This window comes from Klebsiella ornithinolytica NBRC 105727 = ATCC 31898 (assembly GCF_001598295.1).
Taxonomy (GTDB): domain Bacteria; phylum Pseudomonadota; class Gammaproteobacteria; order Enterobacterales; family Enterobacteriaceae; genus Klebsiella; species Klebsiella ornithinolytica.
The window spans coordinates 316,616-339,255 of record NZ_BCYR01000004.1 but is presented as its reverse complement, the minus strand read 5'-3'; the positions used below and the strand labels follow the sequence as shown (position 1 = coordinate 339,255).

Below are 22,640 nucleotides of genomic sequence, written 5' to 3'. Positions count from 1 at the left end.
AGGGCGGGTTCATTTTATTATCAGCGGAGCTTATCTGCTCAGGCTATCGCCTTCATCGCTATTGTAAACGTCGCTGATAATGAGCGCGGCTTACAGCGGAGTGACGTTGCCGGCTGCCGGGCCTTTCGCGCCATTTTCAATGGTGAAAGAGACCTGCTGGCCTTCATCAAGGGTCTTGAAGTTGTCACTCTGGATAGCAGAGAAATGTACGAATACATCTTTGCTGCCGTCGTTCGGAGTGATAAAGCCAAAACCTTTATCTGCGTTAAACCATTTTACTAAACCAGTCATTTTATTAGACATAGATACTTCCTTAATTAATGAGCCACTAAGCGCGGCGATGATGGCCTGTATTTAGAGTTACTTATTTGGCACTTAGGAGGAGGCTCATGAAGAAGGGTATCTGTGGATAGCTCTTGAACTGAGGACTGCTTTACTAAAACTGCTTTCATAAGGTCTGTGTTCCAAACCGATGACGTTATTAAGACATAGAGAAATTATTATAGCAAGGTTTATGTTTTTTATTTTGACCGCTTAAACACCCGGATGGCCATATGTCTGTAAAAGGTAGCCGCTATCAACAATCGCTATCTCAATTTCGCACAAGAGTAATGCGTCCGGTATTTCACGAATTCGTTTTCGTTTTTTGCACTCATGAAGCATCTCTGTGCCGCGGGCATAGATATCGAGAGAAAACAGGAACCAATGAGCAAATGAACCGGCGCTACACGCAGGCCGGACTGGCTAAACATGGATAAAAACCGGCTGAACGGACAGGCGTGAGGCCGACTTAAATGGCGGTGGAAACAGGAATGTGCCCTTCTCCCCGCTCACGCTATCCCGCTATCCCGCCGGTGATCACCGCCAGCCGGTAGCCGGATCGACTGCCTTGCGCAGGGGCATCCGCTCCTGCCGTCACACGCGGATTATTCACCCTTTTACACGAATCCGTTTCTTTCTGTCGATCGGGTTGCCCTGCCGATCGAAGTAGCGACTCGGCCATATTTCCGCAGGATCGATACCCAGCGCCTGCGCGATTAAAAACTCCCCCTTAGGCCAGGGACGAGACAGCGTGTTGGCTAACGTTGACGAGCTTAGCCCCGCCTGGCGGGAGACCGCCGCCAGAGACAGGTTGCGCTTTTTTAATTGCGCAATGATATCAGCCGGATGCATATCAGTTCTGTTCATCTCATTCATTCCTTTGCGTTAGTGAAGCCGTTCATATTATCGCCACAACACTAAGTAATACTTAGTACATTTTCAACTAACAGCTACCAGAATCGTGATTCTGTTTCCAGTCTTTCAGGATCATCATGCTGCCGCACCGTCTAAAAGAAGCGCGCCTCAGAACGGGACTCTCCCAACAAAAGCTGGGTATCCTCGCGGGTATTGATGAGGCGACGGCGAGCGCGCGGATGAACCAGTATGAACGCGGCATCCACACCCCTGACTTCGCGCTGGCCTGTCGGCTGGCAGACGTGCTGAAGATCCCGGCCTGTTATTTCTATACCGTTGAAGACGATCTGGCGGAAGTGGTCGCCGGCTGGTATCAGCGCTGAGCGTCAGGCGAGTTTATCCGGATCACACTTTTTAACCTGGGCTATTCCCTGATAAAAAACAGGTGTTATCATTCACCCCGTAAATACCTATCTACTCAACCCGAGGCTTTGATGCTGGAGAATGTCATCATCGGATAATCAGTTCCCCGACCTTTTCAGGCCGGACTGATTATCAATGCGCCGAAATCGAATGCGGACACCGCTGTGTGTTTGCACGTTTTGCACATGATGATTAAACAGGTTTTCCAGTATGAATTTATCCCGTCAGGAACAACGTACCTTACACGTTCTCGCCAAAGGTGGACGTATTGCGCACGTCCGCGATGCATCTGGCCGCGTCACTTCCGTGGAATGCTACAGCCGAGAAGGGCTTCTGCTCGCCGACTGCACGCTCGCCGTCTTCAAAAAACTCAAAACCAAAAAACTGATCAAATCCGTCAACGGCCAACCCTACCGCATTAATACCACCGGGCTGAACAACGTTCGCGCCCAGCTCGATAACCGCTAAGGAGAGCATGATGGATATCAGCACCCTTATTTTCGCCCCCCGGCACATCCAGCTGTCAGCGGAAGAAAGCTGTTTGCTCTGCTGGCTGAAAAAGCAAAAACCTCACAGGAACTCCCTCTTCATACTCAACGCTATATAAGGAATTTAACATTGGATATCCCACGTATTTTTACGATTAGCGAAAGCGAGCACCGCATTCATAATCCGTTCACCCCGGAAAAGTACGCCACGTTGGGTCGCGTGTTACGCATGAAGCCGGACACCAGCATCCTTGACCTCGGCAACGGCTCGGGGGAGATGCTCTGCACCTGGGCCCGCGATTATGCCGTGACCGGCACCGGCATCGATATGAGCCCGCTGTTCACCGCGCAGGCCAGGCGGCGCGCGGAAGAGCTCGGCGTCAGCAGTAAGGTGCATTTCATTCATGACGATGCCGCAGGGTATGTTGCAGAAGAGAAATACGATGTGGCCGCCTGCGTCGGCGCGACATGGATTGCCGGTGGGTTTGCCGGGACAGTCGGGCTGCTGGCGCAGAGCCTGAAACCGGGCGGGATCATGCTTATTGGCGAACCCTACTGGCGTCAGCTACCTGCGTCGGAAGAGATAGCCCAGGCCTGCGGAGTCTCCTCGGTGGCTGATTTTCTCCCTCTCCCCGACCTTGTGGCCTCTTTCGACAACCTCGGCTATGACGTGGTGGAAATGGTGCTGGCGGATCAGGAGGGCTGGGACCGCTACGAAGCCGCGAAGTGGCTCACGATGCGCCGCTGGCTGGAGGAAAACCCTGACGATGACATGGCCCCCGAGGTTCGAAATGAGCTGACGACAGCCCCCCAACGTCATGTCACCTGGACCCGGGAATACTTTGGCTGGGGCGTGTTTGCATTAATCGCCCGATGAAATGAAGCTGGCGGTATAGCTCAAACCGGCTATACCGCCATGACCTCCCGCGATGGCGCCCCCTGCGACAGATTGCGCTTTTGCAATTGCGCAATAATCTCCGCTGGGTGCCAGGGTCGTCGCCCACTAAAACTGGCTACCGTGTTCGCCTTTTTCAGTATCGATGCGACTCACCAGAAGGATAGCGTCTTAACGAGACATCAGAACCACGCTTCAAACATGCCGCCGACGTTCAGGGAGTCCAGCTGCTCGTCGCGGGTGCCGTTCACCTTCGCGGTATGGTTATTATCGACCTGACCGCCGGTGACGTAGAAGCGCAGCATCGGACGGAACTCCGGCCCCATCCCGATGGCGATGTTCTGCGACAGCGTCAGCTTCCAGCCGTGGTTATCCCCGCCCTGATCGTAATCAACGCGCTGGTAGCCCGCTTCCAGCCAGGTGGAGTGCACATCGTTCCAGAAGTACATCGGACGGACGATGGCGCCGTAGTTCTTGCGGTTGTCGGTGTTGTCCTTGCTGTTGTCATAGTCATGGAAGGCCAACAGGTATTCGACCTGCGCCTGCCGGGTGAACTTATAGTTACCTTCGAAGCTGGCGTAGACGGTGGTCAACCCGTCCGTTTTGTTGTAAACGCTGTTATCGGCGTTATCGGAATAGCGCAGGATAACTTTGTTCACGCCGCTGTCGTCGCTGTTGGCGTGGCTCAACAGCAGGCCGCCCTGCCAGGCATCAATCTGCGCGTCGTTGTCCACCGCCTTGGAGTCAAAGCCGTAGTTGGCGTAGACCTCGACATCGATGGGGCCGGCCTTAATGTTGTGGGTTTTGGTGGTCAGCGCATAGTGACCGTCGTCGCCGGTCCCGGAGCCGCCGGTACAGGTGATGCGCGACGGGTTAGACTCATCGGCCATGACTTCCGGACTACAGGACTCGACCTGCGAAACCGCGGCGACATCGAACTGAACGCCGCCGATATCGAAGTTTTTCACCCCGGCGCCCTGACCGTCGTGGTTCATCCAGAAGTAGTCGTTGATCCCCTGCTGTGGACGCTGGTGGAAGTCACGACCGGCCCAGATATAGGCGCCGGGATTGGATGCCAGCACGTTGGTGACGCCAACGTAGGCCTTCTTGAGGTTAACTTCGTCGCTCCAGTGGTCGAACATCACGTTGATATCCCAGATGGCGCCCTGGCTGCTCTTAAAGGCTTTGGTAATCTGGAACTCGCCGCCGTTGCCTTCGTTACCCAGACGACCAATCGCCGAGGCGCCGTTATAGGAGCCATCGACGCCAACGAACTTCTGATCGCCGGTCTGGAAATGGGCGCCGTAGCGGGCGTAGCCGCTAAACTTCAGACCGAATGGAATCGCCATATCCGGCGAAGCGGCGGTGGTTTGCGGGTTGGTTTCCAGATCCACCTTCCTGGCGGCGGCGGCGTCCATTTTCGCCTGGCGGTCAGCCAGCGCCTTATCGACGGCTTTCGCCACAATGGCGTCAATTTGTTCCTGAGTAAATTCTTGGGCCATAACAGAGGAAAAAGGGCAAAGCGCGGCGATAACCGCCATCGTTAATGGAAGTTTTTTTATCATGTTCATGTCTATCTCAATATAGTTTAATTGTATTCAGATAATAACAATCCCATTCTGGGTGACAGAATATGTCGCTATCATAAGAACAATATCATTGTTATTTTTACGGTCGCAGAGGCTTTACGCTATTATCGTGATAATGTCTCCATGAGTGATATTTGCTGATGCGTGCTGATGCAGATGAATCATATCTTCGGATAATTCACCAACCAGCATTATCGATGATTGCCATTACAGCGGTCTTTGGCCCTCCTTCTCGGTTTGTCGTAGACAACAGGTGCTGCCCCAGCAGAGGTTGTCGGCAAAGGCAGGTTTCATCAATGGTTCTCTTTAACTTTATTCCCCGCAATTTCTGTGGCCCGAGGATTCTCTGTATTTTTTGCTCTTCGGTAGTGCTGAGAGTGTATTTATCAGTACGCAGAAGTCGTCTATATATCAGTACCGCATCGGGTTCACAGCGAATGCGCCGAAATAAATTCCAGTCATGATAAATAACACCGGCAATAAATGCCCCCGCAGGGGCATGCAAGCAGGATTCAGTCGAAGAGATACGCGTTAACCAGGTTTTCGAGTAATTCCTGATGTCCGCTTTGATGCTGAGGATTAAGGTTATGCTGTTCAGCGTAGCGAGCAGTTTGCGCCAGCGACATTTTCCCTTGCAGAATTTGCTGACCCACTTCATCGCTCCAGCCGGCATAGCGTTTTGCAACACGTTGCTCCAGCTGACCGTCTTCAATCATGCGAGCGGCCTTTTTGAGTGCCAGCGCCATCACATCCATCGCGCCAATATGGCCATGGAACAGGTCATATTTATCGGTGCTTTGGCGACGGACTTTGGCATCAAAGTTCAGGCCACCGGTGGTAAAGCCGCCGGCTTTAAGGATCTCGTACATGACCAGCGTGTTTTCTTCTACGCTGTTCGGGAACTGATCCGTATCCCAGCCGAGCTGGGCATCACCGCGGTTGGCATCAACGGAGCCGAAAATATCCAGGGCAATGGCGCTGGCGATTTCATGGTGGAAAGAGTGCCCGGCAAGCGTTGCGTGGTTGGCCTCAATGTTCACCTTGATCTCTTTTTCCAGGCCAAATTGCTTGAGGAAGCCATAGACCGTCGCGACATCGTAATCATATTGATGCTTCGTGGGTTCCTGCGGTTTAGGTTCGATAAGCAGCGTGCCACGGAAACCCGTTTTGTGTTTGTGCTCAACCACCATCTGCAGGAAGCGGCCAATTTGCTCGCGCTCCTGGCGCAAATCCGTATTCAGCAGGGATTCGTAGCCTTCGCGACCGCCCCAGAGCACATAGTTTTCGCCGCCCAACTGGTGGGTGGCATTCATGGCGGCAACGACCTGGGCTGCCGCCCAGGCAAAGACGTCCGGATCGGGGTTGGTTGCCGCTCCGGCGGCGTAGCGCGGGTTGGTAAAACAGTTAGCAGTCCCCCACAGCAATTTCACCCCGCTTTCCTGCTGTTTTTGCGCCAGCACTTCGGTCATTCTGGCGAAGTTATTCAGATATTCTTTTAACGATGCGCCTTCTGGCGAGACGTCCACATCGTGGAAGCAGTAATACGGCACGTTGAGCTTATGGAAGAATTCGAAAGCGACGTCAGCTTTACATTTTGCCTGGCTCAGCGCGTCCCCCGCTTGTTGCCAGGGTCGTTCAAAAGAACCGCTGCCAAACATATCGGCGCCATTCCAGCAGAAGTTGTGCCAGTAGCAGGCAGCAAAGCGCAGGTGGTCTGCCATCCTTTTTCCCAGCACGATTTCATCCGGGTTGTAGTGGCGAAAAGCCAGCGGGTTTGCTGTTTTTGGACCTTCAAAACGTATGCGGTCAAGCTGTTCGAAATAAACTGGCATAATGAACTCCGTCATTCAGGAAGCGAAAAATAAATAATTTTGACCTATCCTGTATTTTCCTGGCAGGTGGCTCAATTACGTTATTTCATTCGGCAATTAAGAAAATGCGCAAATGTGAACCATCTCGCAAATAATAACGTCATATATTAAATACATTGATAACCATACTTCCCCTTCCCTTCCCGAGGGTTTCAGGTGACAATCACTAAAATAAAAATCAGCTGTTGCCGGGGGACATTTACCTGCCGCAGATATTGCCTGTCAGCGGCGCGTCAACAGGCGGGATACGCGGCCTCGAGAGAGCCTGAGTTTCGATGATCACAGAAGTAAAAAAACATAATTACTTAATGTAAAATCGTAATGGATTCCCGGAGGTCATCTGTGTCAGAAAGTGTTTCACATTCTCAAAAGAAACCGGAGACTTGATTAGAATGAGCAAAAACATAATGCAAAGTCGGCATGATGAATATCATAAATTAACTCGTGGGGAACGCATTGGTTATGGGATGGGTGATTTTGCGCAAAACCTTGTTTTTGGTACGATAGGCGGTTTTCTTGCTCTTCACATGTTGACGGTAAATACCATCAGCACCGCGACGGCGGGGTTTATATTTCTGTTTGTGCGCATCGTTAATGTTTTCTGGGATCCGATGGTCGGCACCTATGTTGACAAAAGAAGTTCAAGTGCGGGTAAATATCGCCCCTGGCTTTTAAGAGCGGGCATTCCCCTCGTGATTCTTTCCGCGTTGCTTTTTGCGCCTATTCCCGGAATAAGAGGTTCGGTTCCATTTGCGTTTATCATTTATCTGGCGCTGGATTTAGTTTATTCATTGGTGAATATTCCTTATGGTTCGCTTAATGCATCATTGACGAGAGATCCTGAATCGATTGATAAACTGACCAGTACCCGCATGATGCTGGCAAACAGCGCCAACCTGCTTGTTTATACCCTGTTCCCGATGTTTGTGCAGATGGCCTCCCCCAAAGATCGCAGCCTCAAGGATACGGGTTTTTTTGGCCTCCAGCTGAATATGGGTAACTATACCGACCCGTCGGCTAACTATGCGTGGTTTGGCGTTTACTCAATTTATATGTTAATCGGCGCAGCGGCGCTTTTCTTCTGCTATAAATTCACCAAAGAGCGTGTGGTTGCGACGGCAGAACAGACGGCTAACGTAAAAGCGACAGATTTATTCCTTGAACTCAAAAATAACCGGCCGCTTGTCATTCTCGGATTCTTTTTCATGTTAGCTTTTACCTTCATGTTTTTCATGAACACGGTAAATGGCTTTTTCAATCAGTTTGTTGTCGGTCATTCTGAATGGATGGGAGCGATTGGTCTTGTCGCCTCAATTCCCGGCATCATCTTCCCTATTTTCTGGTCCAGACTGAAGAAAATCTTCGGTAAAAAAGGCTTCTTCCATCTTTTCCTTGGCATGTTTATTGTGGGTGAATTACTGACCTACGTGTGGTCACGCGAAGGCATGCACGATGCCCTGTGGCTTGCTTACGTCGCAACCTTCATTAAACAATGGGGCTTAACCTCGGCGACTGGCTTCATGTGGGCGCTTGTTCCAGAAGTGATTGCCTATGGCGAATTAAAATCAGGCAAACGCAATGCCGCAATCATTAATGCGATTATGGGACTGTTCTTCAAGATTGGTTTCACGATTGGCGGCGCGATTCCACTTTGGTTACTGGCCGCCTATGGCTTTAGCGAAACCGGCGCGCAACAAAGTGCCAATGCGATCGACGGAATCATTATGACCGCGGTGTGGATGCCCATTGTGTTAGCCGCTATTTCGATGATCATTATTCAACTCTATCCTATCTCAGACAAAAATGTCACCGAGATCAACCGTCAGCTGGATGAGATCCGGGTATAGTTAAAAATTAATAAAAATTCAGAAATATAAATTTGGAAATTTTAAAAAGGTAGAATGATATGTCACTTATTCAAAACCCTGTATTACCCGGATTTAATGCAGACCCCAGTATTATCCGTGTTGGGGACACCTACTATATCGCCAACTCGACATTTGAGTGGTTCCCTGGCGTTCGTTTGCATGAGTCAAAGGACCTGCAACACTGGAATCTGCTCCCCAGTCCCTTGTCGACGACGACCCTTTTAGATATGAAAGGCAATCCTTCATCAGGTGGGATTTGGGCGCCGGCGCTCTCGTATGCCGATGGCCAATTCTGGTTAGTGTATACCGATGTGAAAATCACCGAAGGCGCCTTTAAAGACATGACCAACTATCTGACCACCGCGACCGATATCCGTGGTCCGTGGACAGATCCTGTCAAACTGAATGGCGTCGGTTTTGATGCCTCGCTTTTCCATGACGATGATGGGCGTAAATATATCGTGCAGCAAACCTGGGACCATCGAGAGTACCATCACCCCTTCGATGGCATCACGTTAACTGAGCTTGATACCAGGACACTGAAATTAAAACCGGCAACCGCGCGGACCATCTATCGGGGCACCGCCGTTGCACTCGTCGAGGGGCCACACCTCTACAAACTGAACGGCTATTATTATCTTTTCGCCGCGCAGGGGGGGACCGTCTTTACCCACCAGGAGGTTGTTGCGCGCTCCAAAACCTTAGAGGCCAACAGCTTTGAAACCGAGCCAGGGGAAGTCTTCTTAACAAACGTCGATACCCCGGACAGCTATATCCAGAAACAAGGGCATGGCGCTTTGGTCTCCACCCCGAAAGGTGAGTGGTATTATGCCTCGCTCTGCGCCCGTCCGTGGAATCGTCCAGGTGAGTCGGCCTATGATCCTCGTGGCTGGTCAACTCTGGGCAGAGAAACCGCGATCCAGAAAGTGTATTGGGATGCGGACGGCTGGCCGCGTATCGAAGGGGGCCACGGCGGAAAAACCTTTGTCGAAGGGCCAACCGATGCCATTTACACCGAAAGTGCTAAAGACCATAGCCAGTACGATGCGTTTAAAACAGCAACGCTCGATCCTAACTGGAATACGCTGCGGGTTCCATTCACAGAAAAAATGGGGACCACCGGCGATGGCAAGCTGACGTTAATCGGCCAGGGTTCATTAGCCAATACGCATAACCTGTCGCTTATTGCCCGACGCTGGCAAGCCTTCTATTTTGATGCCCAGGTTAAAGTGAAATTTAATCCGTTCAATTATCAACAGATGGCAGGATTAACGAATTACTACAACGATCGCCACTGGAGCTTTGTGTTCATCACCTGGAATGAGATTAATGGCTCAGTTATTGAGGTCGGTGAAAATAACCGTGGGAAATACACGTCATATTTGAAAGATGATGCTATCAAGATCCCCGAAGGGACCGAGTTCGTCTGGTTCCGCAGCAAGGTTCGCAAACAAACGTATAGCTATGAATACAGTTTTGATGGGATCAATTTCACGGAAATCCCCGTTAAATTAGATGCCGCCATTCTTTCCGACGATTACGTGCTGCAAAGCTATGGCGGATTCTTTACCGGGGCGTTCGTTGGCCTTGCGGCTGTAGACTACTCAGGTTATGACGCCAGCGCAGAGTTTTACGATTTCCATTATCAGGAGCTGGGCGATGCGTTAATGGCCGATGGTACGTATAGCTGGCAAGCCAGCGAATCACGGTTTAATTAAATAATAATGAACCTACGTTATCTTAACGATAACGTAGGTTTTTGTTGCTGTTTTTCAGCCTTCACGTTATTCATGGCATTGTCATCCCACGCGGTTAAGTCCTTTCATTGCCACACAGAAATAAGCCTATCCAGGTGCTTTGCTTTCGCAGCGTAAATATCCACGTCAAATATTATTCTCTGGTTCTTAAAGCAAGCCAGAACGCGTCTATTAAGTTTTATCATCCGCTGGACTTTGTCTTTTTCACTGGTTAAATTTACAGGTGTTATTTAGCGCGATGCGGATATGCGCCAACACATCCGCATCGCTCATCACAATCACTATTTATACGGAATAGCAATTATGACTGAAGTCGATTGTATTGCAGATTCATTCGATGCAGAAGCGCCAGTGAAAAATAAGCGCCAGCTTACCGTGAGCTATGCGAGCCGTTTTCCGGATTACCGCCCTATTCCGGCGTTAACGATGAAGGGTCAGTGGCTGGAAGCCGCGGGGTTCGCGACGGGTACAAAGGTGGAAGTACGGGCAATGGCAGGCTGTATCGTGCTGACGGCAGTAGAGCCGGAACGGAGCTGGAAGCAGCGATGCGTCGGGTTGAGAAGCTGTCGGCAAGGAAGCAGAAACAGGTAAGAGAGTTTATCGGGGTGATTGCGGGGAAACGTGTACGAAGCTAATAAATATCGCTCCTGATGCGTCAGGAGCGGTTCACCTATATTGGAGTATCTTGCTATTATTCACAATTTTCTTGGCTAGAAATGAGTTGAAGGCACAATACCAAAGCTTACGGATAGAAAACTGGAAAACACAAATCCGAAGGTAACAATGTTACAGCTATATGTAATGATATAATCCCCATGGTCGCAACAATGGCAGCACTGATTAACTTCCATAATAGTAACATCCTTGTATAAAAGCCGCGTAATTCTAAGTCTATTCAATAGACTAGAATATCCTATCCACCATCAAAACACATATAAAAAATTATGATATTTTTAGAGACAAATATTTTAGCTGCACAAAATACTTGCCTCATTCCAAAATATAACATTACAGTTAGTAACTTCAGAACCTCATTGTTTTATTATCTTATTAATAGCGTTAGCAATCTCCGGTAGACTTGCACCATTATTCCAGGAAATATAGCGGTAAGCTTTCATCATTGCTAACATATTTTTAGGTGACACACCTGCATCCAACATAAGCACTTTTTTGTTTGACTTCATCAGATCCGTGAAAAAGGTGGAGAATTCAGCTAAGGGCCAACCACTTTCACTATTAAAAAAATTATCAGTCAGGACAAACAAGCCCACAGCTGACTCTTCAATCCCTTCATTAACCTTGATAAAAATATTATCTCCATAATCAATTTCATAACTATCTAGCCATGTTGCTATATCATTAGCCTGTAAATAAGCATTTAATGGATTGACAATATTAAGTTTATCTTTTGATGAATGACTAATAAATACCTTGGATTTCTTTTCATTAATATTTTTATATTGTGGGTGTTGCTTTTCAAACAATTCACGCTCAGGCCAAAGAAATAAATGACCACCGCCTTCAGGTGTTATAGCAAAATCGACCATGTCGGCATTAATAAAAGTTTGAACATTATACTGAGGGATATCTTTTGTGAAAATATTATATCTTTTCAGTTTTCCTGGATAATTATCTTTCAACCATAGCTCAAAAAAATAGGATCTTTTTGTAAATTAACTGCAATATGAAATGCTAAACAGTATGGATTGTTATTTACAACAACACCTACCATTGTCGCATAATCTTTATCAAAATTATTTAAAATATCCTTCAGAAATTTTTTTTCGCGCGTACGAGATGCATAGTCACACTCAAACATATATAGATAATTTTTCTCCATCATTTATCTCCCTTAGCATTTTAAGCAATAAATAACAATCCAATATACAACCAATATAAATTAAATCAAGCATTTCCAGTTGATTAAAGAGGTGGAATCGCGGAGCTGAAATAGAGAAAAGGAGGCCTATTGCGGTGCCAGACAATCTAACATCAATTAAAATCCTGATTTATGATAAAACGCACATTCACAACTCATTAAAATATTATATAATTTATATAAAAATAAACATGTGTGTGAATAAAAGATGAAGAACAAAAGCATCGGATTCATTGTTATTGTATTACTTGTATGGTTTTTTTCTAAGGGTAATAAAGCACCCAGCTATCCTGCAGCTAAACCTGCCCAAGAATCAGGCATGTATGAACAAGCGAAGATTGTCTATGTTAATGCTAATACGCTAAAAGTGCGTTCTACGCCTAATGGTTCACCTTTGGAATCGTTACAAAGAGGGGCTCAGGTCAAAGTATATGAGCAACAAAATGACTGGAGCAGAATAAGTACCGCCAATGAAAAAGAGCGTTGGGTATCATCATCTTATTTATGTGAATCAACCAATTGTTATGTCAAAAAAGTCACGCCACCTTCCCCCGAAAAATTACGAACGGAACATCGAACAACCCCCTCCCGGCAACACTCAGCCCCACAAAACTATGGTTCATCGTGCTCCTGCTCTTCAGGCACAGTATGCATAGGGCCTCGGGGAGGACGTTACTGCATTACTTCTGGCGGAAATAAACGTTATGGCGTTTAGATAAAAGGCGCTTCTCGCAGGCCCATCAACTTGATCGGGTTGTGTTTTGCGAGCATCATCGCAATTATTTAGCAGATGACGTAACGCAATGCCTTCCAGTAAAACTCTACAACAAGCAATTGCCGACATCACTATCTGGCGTAAAGGGGAACAACGCGCGCCTCATAAGCCGCTGTTGCTACTCCACGTACTGGCCCAGTATCAGCGCGGACATTCACGGATGTTCGATTACGCCTCAGAAGTTCGCGATCAGCTACATAGCTTACTGGAACGCTTTGGCCCACAGCGAGCTCAATACCAACCTGATATACCCTTCTGTTAACTGCAGGGTAAAGAACAACATAAAATTGGCTTTACAAATATCAATGCAGACATCATAAAATGAGAATCGATAACTATTATACAAACCCATCAGACAAACCAAAGGCTGTTCACATTGAAAACATTCATTCTTGACAAATAATCTAAACTGTACATGCATTGTTATTTCTATCACCTAAACTTGATTTTTTAAAACACCCAATAATTATTAATTTAACGAGAAAGCACAGTGTATTTCGTTGCGACCATATAACATCATTTACACTCAAAATTAATCGTTGCAATCTCTATAGACCACGATAATCAGCAGTAAAATCTTATACAAATTACAAATTACAAATTACAAATGAGCATCATTCATATTATGTTTTTATTCCACGCACACCAACATTATTCCAAATCAACATTCTTATCTTTTTCACGCGGCCAATACGCATCATGAATGAGCTTACATAATGATTAATCAACTTAATTAACACATTAAATATGAGTTGATACCAGAAGATCTGTAGAATCATTTAACAATTGAAAAGAAAACGTGAGTCAAATTCCGCCAATTGAGGATACATTCACATAATGGCGCTAACTAGAAATAATATTACCCATACCCAAAAGAAGAATATACACGATTGCTTATTTGACATTATATATTCACACACAGAAGCATTAACCTGATCCTTTATATAATTAATTACAATCACCCATGAACCAATATTACATTACGATAACCCACAATTTGTCTTTTTTATATATAAAGCACTCACCAATAAAAACAATTTTTCATATGTAAATATATTACAACACTTCAAAACACTGCTATAATCCACATCATAAATCATGAGTTACGGGTTATTTTAATGATAACTAAACGTGAACAAAAAAACATGAACCACACACAAAAAGTAGTACTCGATATAGTTATGTGGATTGAAAGATGCTTATGTGAAGGCAAAGTTATAAAAACTGATACACTTGTAAAAAAATCAGGTTATAGTCATAGACACATACACAACACATTCAAAAAAGAAGTGGGAGTCACACCGGGTAAATATATTAGGAACAGGCGAATGACATTGGCAGCCTTATTGGTGAGATTTACTGCAAGGAGTATTTTTGAAATATCACTAGATCTTAGCTTTAATTCACAGCAATCATTTAATAGATTATTTTCATCTCAATTCGGTTGCTCTCCACTGAAATACAGGAAAAGAACATTTATCGACACATCAAAACTATATCCTCCTCACACACATAAATATAAAAACATTGAATTCAAAATAGAACACATACGTGAATTTAGTTTAAATGTAGCTAAATATCAACGCGAAGACTATGTTATTGGTAGTAAAAATGAAAAAGTACACTCTATTAGGCATAAAAACATAGCTAAATTATTGCAGAATCATGAAGCAGTCTATATTGCATCTGACATTGATTTACAAAATAATAATAAACTAACAGTTGGAGTAAGAACATTCATTGGATCTAAAATGGCATCTAATATGGATAACACCATGAGCATCCACCATAAAAAATACTTAACTGTAAATTTCAAAGGGACATGGAATGAATACATAAACTTTAATCAAAGGTTATTGGTTAATTCAAGCTTCCTTAGGGTTAATGGTTATGAAATAGAGGAGTTTCGTTTAGCAACAAAAAAGGGTAGTAGCGCCGACGAACTAATTTTCGAGGTAAAGAGACTGATGCCGATATAGCATCTAAATTTAGCTATAGATATTGACTTTATAACCAGAATAATTGTTCCCATCCATTTGAAAACTCAACTTTTTAGCTCCATATACTTTTCGAGACACAGTTATTTTGACCCTGTTCCAAATTCAGTACAGTGCTAAATCAGAGATCTTTATCTTTTTGACCCTGACCCGAATATGCTCCAGTCATAATCAGGAATAACCGGCTTCATGTTGGTTGCGTGTTCTGGCAGCCGGCAGACTTTTCAGCAAATTCGGACGGGGTCATCCAGCCCAGTGCAGAATGGGGACACCTCTGGTTATAGTTTATGCGCCAGGCCTCAATTTTGCACCGTGCATCCTCCAGCGATATGAACCCGTTTTCGTTCAGGCACTCCTGCCGCAACCTGCCGTTGAACGACTCCACTGTGGCATTGTCCGTTGGTGTTCCCGGTCGTGAGAAGTCTATACGGATCCCTCGCTCATACACACACTTGTCCAGCATTTTTCCTGCAAATTCAGAGCCGTTATCAGCAACTGTGGTAAGGGACATCTGAGTGCAATACTGTTCAGCATCTCCGCAACTTCCGTTGAGCGCAGATTCTGACCCACGCAGATCCCCAAGTATTCACGTGTGAAAAAATCGATTACCGTCAGCAGACGCAATCGCCTTCCGTCAAACAGAGCATCGGAGACAAAGTCCACGCCCCAGAAATGGTTCGGATACAGCCCCTGAGGCTGGGGTTGTCGCCGCTGTGCTGATTTATTACGACGTGGACGTTTGAGACGCAGCGACAGACCATACTCGCTGTAGAGTCGATAAATGCGTTTATGGTTATCCCGCCAACCCTCCCGCCTGAGCATGACATGAACTCTGCGATAACCATAGTGGATCCGGGTTTCAGTGATCTCCCTGATACGCAGGTGTAGCGCACTGTCGTCTGCCGCCACAGAACGGTAGCGGAAAGAGCTGCGGCTGACCTGCAACGCAAAACAGACCTGCCTCTCGCTGGCCCCGTAACGTGCCTGCAGGTCCAGGACCCATTCGCTCAGGCGTGCCAGCGTCAGTTCTTTTTTGCCAGCACATCCTGCAGCATGGCCTTGTCGAGGTTGAGATCGGCAACCAGCTTCTTCAGCCTGAGATTCTCTTCCTCAAGCTGACGCATGTGCTTCAGCTCAGAAGGGGAAATCCCGCCGTATTTTTTTCGCCAGGTGTAAAACGTGGCATCGGAGATGCCTAGCTTACGGCAGACTTCAGGCACGCTCGTACCCAGTTCGGCCTGTTTCAGGGCAAAGACAATCTGCTCTTCGGTGAATCGTGACTTTTTCATCGGCACAACCTCCGCTCAGGGAAGTATTCATCATGCCGGAATTCGGTTTCTGAATGGAGCAGGATCTTGGGTCAGGGTCAGTCAGAAAGACCGGGCACTTCAGTTTAGACTGACACTGTTTAGGGGACGGAACTGAAGATCATATACTATAAGATTTCTTGGTTTGTAATTTTTGTTGGCGATATTCTTACAATATTACATTTACATAGAAATCTTAACCTCCCCCGCACAAATGATAAGAAAATATCACAAGTAATCACAGGACTATCTTTTGGCTACAAAGTGCCTTTTTTGTTAAAAAAGCATCCCAAGAGAGAATATAATCCCCTGCACATGTCATTTAAATATCAAACGCAACACAAAAACAGTGCTACCTTTATAGCACTATTCTCAGGATAATGATGAAAATAATATTTACTTTTACACTGCCGTACTAATTAAAAAAACAAGAATCAACACTGACATATCTTAAAGATAATAACAAACAAGTATGAATAATAATTTTTATTAGGATACACGTCACATGAAACTTAAAAACATACATTTATATAACTACATTATCCTCTTCACAGTAAATTGTGAAGTAAAAATAAATAACTCACATGATAAACTACATATCCCACACAATACGATTGTCATTTTAGAGAAAAATATCTTTTTTGACATTGAAATAGTAAAGACAGGGCCAGGGCGTCCCTATGAAATTTATGACCTTGACAATGATAGCCTTTCTATTTTAAGAGATATTCTAGAACCTATTGTGATCGTGCCACCTGAAGCCTACACCCAGAAAAGAACATTAAAAGATAAAGTATTTAAAATTAAACCTTGCGATATTGCTGTAGAGTTTTTTCACAGACTAAAAGGTAGGGGTTGTGATAACTTCTCTAGAAGATGCAAGTTATCTTATTTAGTTTCAAAATGCGAAAATATATTCAAGCTAGCTGTATCATTAAATGGTTCAGTTACAATAAGATTTTCTGAGAAAATAACACAGCTACTTTTTTCTGATTTAACAAAAAAATGGAAAATATCTGATATCGCTGATGAGTTGAATATATCTGAAATTTCAGTGAGAAAAAAACTTGAGCAAGAATCAATAAGCTTCAATCAACTACTATTGGATGTAAGAATGAATAAAGCGGTAAAATATATATTACAAGGCGATCATCAAATAGGCATGATTGCCAGTTTAACTGGGTACACAAGTACATCATATTTTATAAAAACATTTAAAGACTACTATGGTATAACACCAAAACAATTCCATGTAGAGATAAAAACAAATCATTGCTGGAATAAAACAAAAAACCATCTAATAAGATAAAAGAACAGCGGAGAGATAAAAACAAGTAACATCTTTTATTAACCTTCGGGCATGAGCATATCTTCGCTCACATATGGGTTTATTGAAATCGTACTTAATAACGTTAGGCGCCCTCCCCCTAACGTCAACACTTTAAAAAAGTACAAATCGACTTTCTGACAATCGCTCTAATTAATTAGAGCGATAAACCGCAACAACCATCAAACATTATCTTTATGGCACTATGGGATATAGGCTACCATTTATAAATACAACAAGATATCTCACGCCGTACTAAAACAGAACTTTGTAATTAAATAAAAGTCAATTTGTCACATTATATCTGACTATTGCATTCAGAGATGTCTCATATTTCCCCGGGCTTGTTATTAAACCAAACTTACAGAGTCCAAAATAAACATCTCGTGAGGTAGATAGGTTGTTTTTATCATGTGACACCAATAAACTACCCGTTGAAAAAATCTCATTATTGGTTTCATAACAATTAAGATTTTGTGTCAATGATGCTGTAATTCCAAGTGATGAAGAACTTCCAGGAAATACTGCAGCGGAATATGAACTGTGCAACTCCTCTGGGCTAATAGTCAGAGTTGCATCAACTGTTGCTGTCCCCAAATTGTTGCATGTTGAAACAAAGGTTAAAACCTTCGTTTCAAGTGGTGTCGAGCTGGGCGGTTCAGTTCCTTTAATCTGATTAAAGGATGCAGAAACAGGAAAAGTTACCGAGCAACGTTGTGGTACAGTAATAGTCACATCCGCATAAAGATACCTTGTGGTTCCTCTATACGAACGCCCGCTAGTACCGTCAGGATAGTAAATCAATGATAGATATCCCAAAGACAAATTACGGAATGAATGGATTCCTGCACTTAGGTTCTGTGGTACTTGTACATAAATATTTATATCTCCAGAACCAGAAGATTCAACCTTAGCAGCAGATGTGGCTAGTCCGGCATATGCGATGCCATTCAGACATGACCAGTAATATGTACTACACCCACTTAATGTATGTCCCCAAGAAGTCGTAGCCGTATTCCAGTGCCCCTCCCAGAAGAACGTTGTAGAATCACCAAGACGGCCAGATGTAAAAGTAGATATAGTACTCCTGTTAAACCTTGAAGCCAGAGCCACGTAGTTATCTCCATATCTCTGCATGCCGTAATAGACAGCCATATTATCCATTGTGAAGTCAAAAATAACAGTTGCCCCGTTAGCTATAGTTCGTGTTACCGGAGTTTTATCGATTGTCATATAGACGTACCCACCGGTTCCGTACGCATTTATATTCGTAAGTGTTCCTGTTGCCGTGGTGCATAACAAAATATCGGATGGGCAAGAGTCATATGTACGAGGGACAGTTCCTGTTATAACATAATTTGAAGTATATGCTTTTACCCATGAACCTGGAGACTGGCCTGTTAAATCAACACTGCCAGCACTGATTGTCAGGTTTGCTGCCAAACTAGCAGCTGGGACCAAGAGGTTTAAAATACAACCCCAAAAAATCTTATTCCTGTTTAGTTTCATATCTTTTCCAAAAATAAAATTTCACAATAGCAATTATCTTATTATCGATACGCTACAACGATATCCAGACTTGTGCTAATAAGCCCGCTTCGGATTTTCTCCCCGTCCATTGGTTCTAATATGGCGCTAAGTTTAAACGCATCCCCCTCCCGAGGTGAGTTTTGCGTTATTTGCTGATGAAGATTCACAGGACTACCATCCTGTTGAAAAGTGATTTTTACTCCAGATGCCTGTCCATCACCAGCTCTGTTTTTCAAAAAGCTGCCATCGTCCGATATATTCTCCCCGGAGAAACTAACATCAGCATTTTCTGCGTTACACCCACTGAATATCATGCTGACATCTCTGGTTAAGCCTGACGCGGACAACTCTTTTTTGTGTATTTCACCGAAGTCTACTTGGCTGGTATAGGTAGATAATGTGCATGTCAGTGATACCTCAACATCAAAGTTTATACTTGATGAATATTCAACATTATCGCCAGCCTCAATGGAAAATGGTGCTAGCAGAAACAACAAAGACATAGATTGAATTGAACGAATCATAAATTCACATACTCACACAATTGATTTCCTTTGTTTCTATCTTACCTTCATCAGCCATATAATTAAAACTAATCAGTTGACCTACATTGACTAGTTTTTTAAACTCATGATTACTTTTAGGCATCAGAACTGTCTCAGTTGGGAGATAGAATGAATCATGTTCAAAATTCAATCTGCTAAGAGAGAAATGGAATTGGGTATTATTAGTTACGCGGATAATATCGCCATCACTTTCCCATTTTAATGAACATGGATCTGGTACCTGGTTCGCCAACAATGGTGGCCGATAAAATACTTTTACTCTGTAAGCAACCGGAAATGTCAATACATTCTCCGTGAGATATTTGGCAGGTATAAACCTGACAGTTAACCAATAAAGACTCTCTAATTCAATGGAAGCATCGTCAGGTATAGATACTGAGAGTTTAAATTCTGAATTCCCATGAAGCCGAGCTACTTCAGGAAAGATCATGCTTTTGATAATTTTTTTATTTCCTTTCCTGTCTATATTATCCATGGCATTCATTTCCACCAAGGACTGAAATAACCAAGGTAGGTCTCCGCCATTGTGTATCAATAATGAACCTTTTTTACTATTCAGAATTAATCTCTGTGCATTAATTGATGGCACTTTCTGTGATGAAGCATATGCTAAAGAGAAACACAGCAGCATGACAAATAAACCTGTATTAACTACACAGATAATTTTTTTCAGATAAAGCATCCTGAGGTTCTCCAGATAAATCAAACATCACCGTGCAGGTATTACTCCCTCCCCATGACACTTCAAGAGTACCTTTATCCGGTATTCCAGCCAGATATACCTTACCGCCATCGCCGACAATACCTGTGGATGGAACTTTGGCTCCTTTCAGCGCTACTACTGCCCCAAATGGTACTTGATTGCCATCACTTTTCATCAGCCCAAAGACTCCCTGTCTACCTATAAGTGCATCAAACCGTACTAACGCAATCGAGCCTCTAGAAGGGTAAACATTTTTCTCATTCTCTGGAAGAACCACATTGTCCGGCAATTTCAAAGCATCGATTTTCACAGTGTTCCGGTTGTAAAAACTGACACCACTATATACAGCATTCCCGAACCAGTCTGTTGCCTTGCCCCCAGCGCCATATAACGACGCATTTTCTACTCCATCGATATTAACCAGAATGGCGCCATTCGTGATAGTATCAGGTGAAAGTGTAATTCCTTTTTCATGCATTACTGCAGAACCAGACATGCCGATTGAACTTGTGCTATAGCCATTCTCCCTCGTGTAACTGCCATTTATTTTCGCACTATTACCATTATAGTTTAATGAGGCCGATCCATAAGAGTAGCCAATATTGTTCCAGTTATGCTGTGTAGAGTAATCAATCTTGTCATTCAGTTGTCCGTATACCGTCACATAATGTGAAGAATTAACACCGGAATCCATATATCCATACCGAAAATATGTACCAGATGTGTCTTTTTTATCAAAAAAACTAAAAGGAACAGAAATACCAAAGTTAAATTGCCGGTTCTTTTTCGTACGTAAGTCATCATAATAATCAATAGAATAACTGGTACTGAAGTGTATTTTTCCCCAGTTATACGTATGAGACAAACTAAGAGCGTCTGAGTTCGTATTATTCCAGTATTCTATCCGACTCCCGTTAAAATTGAGATGCCCCATCTCAAATAGTGATTGACTAAGTAACAGGCTCCATCTGGCTTTTGTCTTCTGATGATCCCTATACTGATTATTTCTTAGCAAATGTTCTTCAAAAGAATAGAAATCGCGAGTAGCATACCGATATGATGCTAGTGTTACTGTTGTACCTGAGGAAATAGCACTTTTAGAATAACGTAAATTGTATGACTGCCCAGTTGATCCCTCATTATTTTTATGCGATCGTGAAAAAGTAATATCTGCAGATGCAGCCCCCCACGCCCCGAATGAATAAGTACTGCCGATTGCACCAGCATAGTAATTTTCGGCAAAAAGGCCCGCGGTATAAAGAGTTATCCCGTTATCAATACCAAAGGCATAATCCCCCTGAATAAATTGACTATTATTATAAAAATCCCCATATTGAGTTTTACCCATAGACAGATTGTAATCATATATACCAGGACGAAGCATCTCAGCAAGAGTAGAGTACGTTTGAATGAAACTACGTATTTCACCACTAGCTTCCTTTATCGTTACCAAAATATCCCCACCATAAATAGGAATATTAAGTTCATCCAACTCAAACGGCCCTGGAGGCACGTTTGTCTTATATACAACCCTACCATTTTGATTTAATTCAACCTCGGCGTTACTGTTAGCTACGCCTCTTATTACTGGGGCATAGGTGTAAAGCCCACTTTTCAACATTTCTTTGTTATTCTTAAGCTGTACACCTTCAAACATCACATTATCCAGTACACTTGATACTGTAGATATTCTGCCGGCGAGGAATGTGGAATTAAATTGACGTATATCTTTTTCGAGATAATTCCGACTAAAATCAAAGGTGGATGACTCATAACGACCATTATTTATATAGTTATACGTTCCTAACCCGCGCCAGCGCCAGCCTGCCAAATTCGCGCCAGAGGTAAAATTTGAAAATAGACTCGATGTAGAACGTCCCTCAGATGAATATTTATTACGGTTTCCGGTGATGTTGTAATCAAGTAATAAAGCTGGAACGCCATCATCCCAAAGGTCCGGCGATACTTTATACTTTGAAGTTTTGAAATAGGCCTGAGGTATAGATATATCTAGCCGACCTTCCCCTTCAACCAATTTTGTATGGCTGTGCGGAATAACTTTTTCTATGTTGAAGAATTCCTCCGCCCACTCTTCTTTTTGATTGCTAGCATCAAAATATGGGAGAGTATTATTATTGGGTTCAATCATGACTTCCATTTCAAGCAGAAGGCGACGATTCACTTCTGGCTTAAGCGCACCACTTTCATCATTTTTAAAATTTAATTCTCTTCTGCCAAAAAAAGTATCGTTCACATAAATAGATACTTCTCGGATCCCTGCAATCCCCCCTTCCGGATTATTAAATACGGATAGATCTATATCCTCACGCTCACCATTAAGCTGAATTAAACTTAAATCAAATTCCGAGGATGCAAGCACACACGGAGAAAAAACAAAAGGTATCGACATATACAATTTCTTCATAGCTACCCTCATAATTATTAATGCAACCACCTCCCCTTCACTTTTATCTGCATCGTCAGGTTTA

At 44.1% G+C, this 22,640-nt stretch carries 19 protein-coding genes and 3 pseudogenes; 11 read left to right on the top strand and 11 right to left on the bottom strand.

All coding sequences use genetic code 11. The features are described 5' to 3' along the window. Positions 1-90 precede the first annotated feature (90 nt). A complete protein-coding gene (gene cspE / locus ROR01S_RS11400) occupies positions 91-303 on the bottom strand; it encodes a transcription antiterminator/RNA stability regulator CspE (protein ID WP_007720208.1) in 213 nt (70 codons plus the stop codon). A 627-nt stretch (positions 304-930) separates the two neighbouring features. Next, complete coding sequence (locus tag ROR01S_RS11395) at positions 931-1,197, bottom strand: helix-turn-helix domain-containing protein (protein WP_071824652.1); 267 nt, start codon at positions 1,195-1,197, stop codon at positions 931-933. A 116-nt stretch (positions 1,198-1,313) separates the two neighbouring features. Between ROR01S_RS11395 and ROR01S_RS11390 the strand changes: the two genes are divergently transcribed. From ROR01S_RS11390 to ROR01S_RS11380, 3 genes and pseudogenes are all read left to right on the top strand, one after another. Then, entirely contained in the window at positions 1,314-1,559 is a 246-nt protein-coding gene (locus ROR01S_RS11390; protein ID WP_015585267.1) for a helix-turn-helix transcriptional regulator, read from the top strand. Between the two features lie 250 nt (positions 1,560-1,809). After that, positions 1,810-2,067: a YjhX family toxin gene (locus ROR01S_RS11385; protein WP_032716428.1), complete on the top strand. Its 258-nt coding sequence runs from the start codon at positions 1,810-1,812 to the stop codon at positions 2,065-2,067. Positions 2,068-2,133: 66 nt separating this feature from the next. Continuing rightward, positions 2,134-2,964 (top strand): annotated as a pseudogene (locus ROR01S_RS11380) (SAM-dependent methyltransferase); the annotation flags it as partial. 200 nt (positions 2,965-3,164) lie between these two features. Here the strand turns inward: ROR01S_RS11380 and ROR01S_RS11375 are convergent. After that, positions 3,165-4,553: a carbohydrate porin gene (locus tag ROR01S_RS11375; protein WP_064359490.1), complete on the bottom strand. Its 1,389-nt coding sequence runs from the start codon at positions 4,551-4,553 to the stop codon at positions 3,165-3,167. A 530-nt stretch (positions 4,554-5,083) separates the two neighbouring features. Next, positions 5,084-6,403, bottom strand: a complete 1,320-nt coding sequence (gene xylA / locus ROR01S_RS11370; protein ID WP_015585271.1) for a xylose isomerase — start codon at positions 6,401-6,403, stop codon at positions 5,084-5,086. 446 nt (positions 6,404-6,849) lie between these two features. Here xylA and ROR01S_RS11365 point away from each other — a divergent pair, with 446 nt between their 5' ends. From ROR01S_RS11365 to ROR01S_RS27825, 4 genes are all read left to right on the top strand, one after another. Further along, a complete protein-coding gene (locus ROR01S_RS11365; protein ID WP_160873654.1) occupies positions 6,850-8,289 on the top strand; it encodes an MFS transporter in 1,440 nt (479 codons plus the stop codon). 59 nt (positions 8,290-8,348) lie between these two features. After that, positions 8,349-10,028: a glycoside hydrolase family 43 protein gene (locus tag ROR01S_RS11360; protein WP_064359489.1), complete on the top strand. Its 1,680-nt coding sequence runs from the start codon at positions 8,349-8,351 to the stop codon at positions 10,026-10,028. Positions 10,029-10,313: 285 nt separating this feature from the next. Next, positions 10,314-10,658, top strand: a complete 345-nt coding sequence (locus ROR01S_RS11355) for a SymE family type I addiction module toxin (protein WP_501161681.1) — start codon at positions 10,314-10,316, stop codon at positions 10,656-10,658. After that, positions 10,631-10,702, top strand: coding sequence for a hypothetical protein (locus tag ROR01S_RS27825; RefSeq protein ID WP_501161680.1), 72 nt, complete (start codon positions 10,631-10,633; stop codon positions 10,700-10,702). The genes ROR01S_RS11355 and ROR01S_RS27825 overlap by 28 nt, the downstream gene beginning before the upstream one ends. Positions 10,703-11,098: 396 nt before the next feature. Here ROR01S_RS27825 and ROR01S_RS11350 read toward each other — a convergent pair whose 3' ends face one another. Both ROR01S_RS11350 and ROR01S_RS11345 read right to left on the bottom strand, forming a co-directional pair. Then, positions 11,099-11,707 (bottom strand): toll/interleukin-1 receptor domain-containing protein, encoded by a 609-nt coding sequence (locus tag ROR01S_RS11350; RefSeq protein WP_064359488.1) that lies wholly within the window; start codon positions 11,705-11,707, stop codon positions 11,099-11,101. Continuing rightward, positions 11,704-11,910 (bottom strand): hypothetical protein, encoded by a 207-nt coding sequence (locus ROR01S_RS11345; RefSeq protein WP_064359487.1) that lies wholly within the window; start codon positions 11,908-11,910, stop codon positions 11,704-11,706. Before ROR01S_RS11345 ends, ROR01S_RS11350 begins: the two co-directional genes overlap by 4 nt. A gap of 244 nt (positions 11,911-12,154) precedes the next feature. On the opposite strand from ROR01S_RS11345, the gene ROR01S_RS26105 reads away from it, so the two are divergent. The 3 genes and pseudogenes from ROR01S_RS26105 (at position 12,155) to ROR01S_RS26095 (ending at position 14,700) form a co-directional block, all read left to right on the top strand. Continuing rightward, entirely contained in the window at positions 12,155-12,661 is a 507-nt protein-coding gene (locus ROR01S_RS26105; protein WP_073972296.1) for an SH3 domain-containing protein, read from the top strand. An 88-nt stretch (positions 12,662-12,749) separates the two neighbouring features. Next, positions 12,750-12,977: pseudogene (locus ROR01S_RS26100) on the top strand (phosphorothioated DNA-binding restriction endonuclease family protein); the annotation flags it as partial. Positions 12,978-13,839: 862 nt separating this feature from the next. Then, on the top strand, positions 13,840-14,700 hold the full coding sequence (locus ROR01S_RS26095) for a helix-turn-helix transcriptional regulator (protein WP_073972295.1): 861 nt from the start codon (positions 13,840-13,842) through the stop codon (positions 14,698-14,700). Positions 14,701-14,905: 205 nt separating this feature from the next. On the opposite strand, the pseudogene ROR01S_RS11335 reads toward ROR01S_RS26095, so the two are convergent. After that, positions 14,906-16,007, bottom strand: a pseudogene (locus tag ROR01S_RS11335) (IS3 family transposase). Between the two features lie 523 nt (positions 16,008-16,530). Here ROR01S_RS11335 and ROR01S_RS26090 point away from each other — a divergent pair. Then, entirely contained in the window at positions 16,531-17,334 is an 804-nt protein-coding gene (locus ROR01S_RS26090; protein WP_073972294.1) for an AraC family transcriptional regulator, read from the top strand. 303 nt (positions 17,335-17,637) lie between these two features. On the opposite strand, the gene ROR01S_RS27055 is transcribed toward ROR01S_RS26090, so the two are convergent. The 4 genes from ROR01S_RS27055 to ROR01S_RS11315 are packed head-to-tail and all read right to left on the bottom strand — an operon-like array spanning position 17,638 to position 22,576. After that, positions 17,638-18,861 (bottom strand): hypothetical protein, encoded by a 1,224-nt coding sequence (locus tag ROR01S_RS27055; RefSeq protein WP_155728884.1) that lies wholly within the window; start codon positions 18,859-18,861, stop codon positions 17,638-17,640. Positions 18,862-18,902: 41 nt separating this feature from the next. Continuing rightward, positions 18,903-19,406 carry a fimbrial protein gene (locus ROR01S_RS11325; RefSeq protein WP_064359484.1) on the bottom strand — a complete coding sequence of 168 codons (504 nt, stop codon included), beginning with the start codon at positions 19,404-19,406 and terminating at the stop codon, positions 18,903-18,905. A 4-nt stretch (positions 19,407-19,410) separates the two neighbouring features. Beyond that, the gene (locus tag ROR01S_RS11320) at positions 19,411-20,130 is read right to left on the bottom strand and encodes a fimbrial biogenesis chaperone (protein WP_081213139.1); all 720 of its coding nucleotides are present in this window, start codon (positions 20,128-20,130) and stop codon (positions 19,411-19,413) included. Next, positions 20,096-22,576 (bottom strand): fimbria/pilus outer membrane usher protein, encoded by a 2,481-nt coding sequence (locus ROR01S_RS11315; protein WP_073972292.1) that lies wholly within the window; start codon positions 22,574-22,576, stop codon positions 20,096-20,098. Before ROR01S_RS11315 ends, ROR01S_RS11320 begins: the two co-directional genes overlap by 35 nt. Between the last annotated feature and the right edge of the window lie 64 nt (positions 22,577-22,640).